The sequence below is a fragment of the Rhodococcus sp. (in: high G+C Gram-positive bacteria) genome (genome assembly GCF_049286785.1).
Taxonomy (GTDB): domain Bacteria; phylum Actinomycetota; class Actinomycetes; order Mycobacteriales; family Mycobacteriaceae; genus Rhodococcus_F.
In genome coordinates this window covers 1-3,871 of the sequence record NZ_JBAQEO010000557.1, presented here as the reverse complement: position 1 = coordinate 3,871, position 3,871 = coordinate 1, and the positions used below count along the sequence as shown (strand labels likewise).

Here is a 3,871-nt window from a genome sequence, read left to right as displayed (position 1 = left end):
GTAATGCCGAGACATATCGACATAGGAGGCGATTCCAACCGGGTTGACGATACCGATCTTGCCGCGGAATTCCGGATTGATGACGTCCAGCGGTGTTGTCAATCCATTCGGTACTGCATCGGTGTTCCATCCCAGGGCGAAGACCGCCGCGCTGGAGAGGAAGAATCGACCATTGATCACGCTTTTCGCGGGATCGAACTCGGGTGCCTCCAGTGCAGGGCCCAGTAGATCTGTGGAATAGGCTCCTGAATCTGCTGCATTCCGGATCCATGCAGTGTCAGTGAGCATGTGGACGTCTGCTGTGCCCTTCCCGATTTTGGTCTCGGTCTCGACCCGTGGATTGATGTCAGGGTCGGTGCCACGGACGAAATCCATCTTTATGTCTGGGTACTTCGCATGAAACGCCGCTTGGAGGGCTTCGAGGTTGGCTGGTTTCTGGCTCGAGTAGAGCATCACGCTGCCTTCCTCGTTAGCCGCGGCAACGATATCTTCCCAACTTCCGTCGACGGGCTTCGACGAGGTCGAGGCGCCGCCACACGCTGCGATACCGAGCATGGCGGCGACGGCACTCAGAACCACAACCGTCCTGGCGAATGTCTTCATTGAAACTCCTTTGGGGGCACCCACCGAGCGCCGACCGCCTTCGTCTGGTCGTCGATGATGGAGTGAGAGTTCATCTTTCATATACCGGTCAGACATGGACCGAACAGCGACGCCCGCGAGCGCATGTACTCGATGAGCAAGAACAAATGGGAATGCTGTCGCCTTCCACGAACCTGAACTGATGTCAGTTCGAAAAGTAGCCGCATCGGCTTGTGATGTCAATCACGACCTGGCGGTAATATGAAGTGAATCCAGTTCACGGCTTGATCGTGCAGTCACGCTCCGCTTCACATCCCTTCCATCAACGGTCTGAATCTCCACAATCGGCTGATGGCGACCGCTCACGGATCGGGTGCAGTTTCATGTGAGCTCGACCAACCTGAGGACGATACGTACTGCAGACATATGCGGCAGGTGGTGCGGCATTGGCAATGCCGGCGGGGTCAAGCCCCAAGGCGTGGTGTACGAGTTTGTCGCGCGACTCCTCGAGAACGTCGCCGTTCACCCAGGAGACCCCGTCCTCGGGAGCGCATGGAGAGCGGACCCGGTCGACGGCGATCACCTCATGCCCCGCCTCGACCAACAGGTGGACCGGGTTGTTGCCCACGAATCCCGCTGCGCCCGTCACTGCAACCTTCATCGACAACGCCCCGCTCGGTGAAGGCCGGTGACGGCCTGGCGTCGGCGCCTGGCCGGATTTCACACGACAGTACTAGAACCTGCTTCAGCGAGAACAGCGAGTAAGGGTGTCGGAAGCTTCCGCGAATACTCGAACGGCCGCGATCCCGGAGCCTCGGGCCGCGAACTCGACGAGAACGATCCCCACCCACGACGCCGAACGAGCAGAGACGGTGGCGAAGCGGCCCGCGATGATCATCTTGTCCCATCGCAGTTCCAGCGCATTTTCCGCGAACACGGCGAGCGACACCGCCGTCCCGGCGGGCATCTCGAGACCCGCACCCGGAGCAAGCCTCCGCGCCATCGCGGCGACATCTCCGCCCCGGGCGTCGACGAGAAAACCGGTCGCGGCACGCCGTCCGGCGCGCCCGACACCACGAAGTCCGTGCATGAAACCGGTTACACCTGCAAGCCCTTGATTGGCCACCAATTGCGGCGTGAGCTTCGCGGCAGCAAGCGCGCCTCGCCACCCTGCGCGCGTCAACTGAGCGATCATCACCGGAAGTTCCCAGTACGCGTACAACCCGGCGATGACCGGCGACCCCGCCTCGAGTGTGAGGTCGTAACGCAGGTGCATCGGCACGGTGAGCACCACACCCGTCGACATTCTGGTCTCGAGATCGAGATCGCGGATCACCGACATTCCGCACACCACATCACGCTTCACGTGGAAGGTGATGTCATTGGGCGCGATGAAGGTGTCGTAGAACTTCCCGATGGCCTTCCTGCCGACATGGGGCCGGGAACCGACGGGATCGTTGACCTGCGCTGCATGCGAGAACAGACCCACCCATGCATCGCGGTCGTGTGCGTCCACAGCAGCAGGTGAACGCTCCACCGCGGCAAGCAGTTCCGCGGCCTCGGGCCGGCGGGTCCGCATTCGCTACACCGGGGTCAGCTGATCGACCAGCCAGCGGCCGTCCACCTTCTGCAGTTGCATCCGCACCCGGCTACCTGAGGTCCGGGCATCGGGGACGTCCGAGCTGGTGGTGATCTGGTTGAGGTACAGCAGAACTACGGCTTCGTCGGGCGTGGTAGAGACCGGGGCCGCCGCCTGCACCGAGACCTGCACGGTGAGTTGCTTCTCCTTCGCTCCGGGAGCGATGGTGTCCTGGACGAGCTTGGCGTACTCGTCGCGGAACGAACCGGTGAGTCCCTCTGCAGCAGCGCTCAATTGGTTGTCGACATCGGCGAAGTCGTACGCGAGCATCGCGACGGCCTGCTTGCTCGCGGCGTCCACCGCCTCGGTGCGCGCCCGCTCCGCCAGGTCGTCCTGGTGCTTGTTCTGCCAGAGGAAACCCACTCCCACGGCGAGCGCCACTACCGCGACCGCGGCCACGATTCTCAGCACCCACACGTTGAGGTTCCTCGTCCGTCCGGCGTCGGGTGCGCTCGAATTCTTCTCCGCACCTTCGGGCTTGTGCTGACTCATGGGACGAACTCCACTTTCGATGCGGTCAGTTTTCCGTCGACATCGGTGACGGTGACCCGCATCCGGAAATCACGCGGCGCCGGTTCCGGCTGGTCGGTGCTGCTGACCATGGTGCGAGCGGCCACCAGGACGTCGGCCGAGAGGCCGTCCTCCCTCTCGAGAGCAGACTCGACGATCTCGCCCTCGGTGGTGACGTTGGCTTCCTTCACCACACCCACGAACGGATCCTCGCGGCCCTCGAACTCCTCCCGGAACTGCCCCGAGGCCCCCGCCACGATCCGGTCGACATCTTCCTTGGCGGATTCCGGGTGAATCGTCGTCAGGTTCAACACGGTCTGCCGGGCGGTGTCGACGAATGCCTGACGGCGATCGTCACGCTCTGCTGCGGACCTATTGTCGAGTACCAGCAGCACTGCCGCAACGACCAGCGCTGCCACCACGAAGGTGGCCACCCCGTATCCCAGCAGCGACTTCCACGACCGGCGCGTGCGCCCCGCCGCGTCCTCACCGGGCTCGGGTACGGACACCGTCGGCACGGCCTCACCCTCGGGCACAGCGTTCGCGGTGGACTTCGGCGCCCTCCCCGGCACCGGGTTCGACGGCACCGACTCGCTCGTCCTGGCACCGCCCGTCTCGGCCGGGGTCACCGGTGACGTCGATGCGGGCTCTCCCGCGGGGGGACCCGCGTGGCGGACGGCCCGGCGGCGTGCCCGTGCCGTGGACGCCGCGTCGGTCACATCGGTCGAACTCATATCTGCTGACCTGTCATCATCGTCTGCCACGTCGAGTCCTTTCCCGGCGATCCTGACGCCAGATCCGGCTGGGTGTAGGTTCGCCCATCCGAACCAATGAACCTACCCGTACCGGGGTCGTACGGGACGGCCTCGGCCGGTGCCCCGGAAGATCCATCGTAGGAACTGGGTATTACCGGCACGGCCGTATACGAGGGTACATCCGGCGGCATGATAGGCCCGTTGGGCGGGTTGTTGCCCAGAGGCTGGTAGCCGGTGCGGCATTGCTCGACGGTCGGTGCGCGCCGTCCGGGGAACTCCATGCACGGCAGGTTCCGGGCGCCGCGTACCACCGACGGATCGTCCTGGGCCGCTTTACAGTAAAGATTGCCAGGAGTGTCGATCAGGTCGGTCTGATCGCCACTGC

Annotated in this window: 4 protein-coding genes and 2 pseudogenes; all 6 read right to left on the bottom strand. The window is 63.8% G+C overall.

The features are described from left to right. Positions 1–603, bottom strand: a pseudogene (locus tag WAW17_RS20115) (transporter); the annotation flags it as partial. 301 nt (positions 604–904) lie between these two features. After that, on the bottom strand, positions 905–1,243 hold the full coding sequence (locus WAW17_RS20110; RefSeq protein WP_422334682.1) for an NAD-dependent epimerase/dehydratase family protein: 339 nt from the start codon (positions 1,241–1,243) through the stop codon (positions 905–907). 84 nt (positions 1,244–1,327) lie between these two features. Then, a complete protein-coding gene (locus tag WAW17_RS20105) occupies positions 1,328–2,161 on the bottom strand; it encodes a nuclear transport factor 2 family protein (protein WP_422334681.1) in 834 nt (277 codons plus the stop codon). Positions 2,162–2,164: 3 nt separating this feature from the next. After that, positions 2,165–2,713 carry a h domain protein gene (locus tag WAW17_RS20100; protein ID WP_422334680.1) on the bottom strand — a complete coding sequence of 183 codons (549 nt, stop codon included), beginning with the start codon at positions 2,711–2,713 and terminating at the stop codon, positions 2,165–2,167. Beyond that, on the bottom strand, positions 2,710–3,465 hold the full coding sequence (locus tag WAW17_RS20095; RefSeq protein ID WP_422334679.1) for a hypothetical protein: 756 nt from the start codon (positions 3,463–3,465) through the stop codon (positions 2,710–2,712). The genes WAW17_RS20100 and WAW17_RS20095 overlap by 4 nt, the downstream gene beginning before the upstream one ends. After that, positions 3,462–3,871: pseudogene (locus tag WAW17_RS20090) on the bottom strand (virulence factor Mce); the annotation flags it as partial. The gene WAW17_RS20095 and the pseudogene WAW17_RS20090, both read right to left, overlap by 4 nt.

What these genes read in the sequence shown, in the direction of transcription:
- WAW17_RS20110 (WP_422334682.1), bottom strand. Translation starts at nt 1,243, where the DNA reads ATGAAGGTTGCAGTGACGGGCGCAGCGGGATTCGTGGGCAACAACCCG.
- WAW17_RS20105 (WP_422334681.1), bottom strand. Translation starts at nt 2,161, where the DNA reads ATGCGGACCCGCCGGCCCGAGGCCGCGGAACTGCTTGCCGCGGTGGAG.
- WAW17_RS20100 (WP_422334680.1), bottom strand. Translation starts at nt 2,713, where the DNA reads ATGAGTCAGCACAAGCCCGAAGGTGCGGAGAAGAATTCGAGCGCACCC.
- WAW17_RS20095 (WP_422334679.1), bottom strand. Translation starts at nt 3,465, where the DNA reads ATGAGTTCGACCGATGTGACCGACGCGGCGTCCACGGCACGGGCACGC.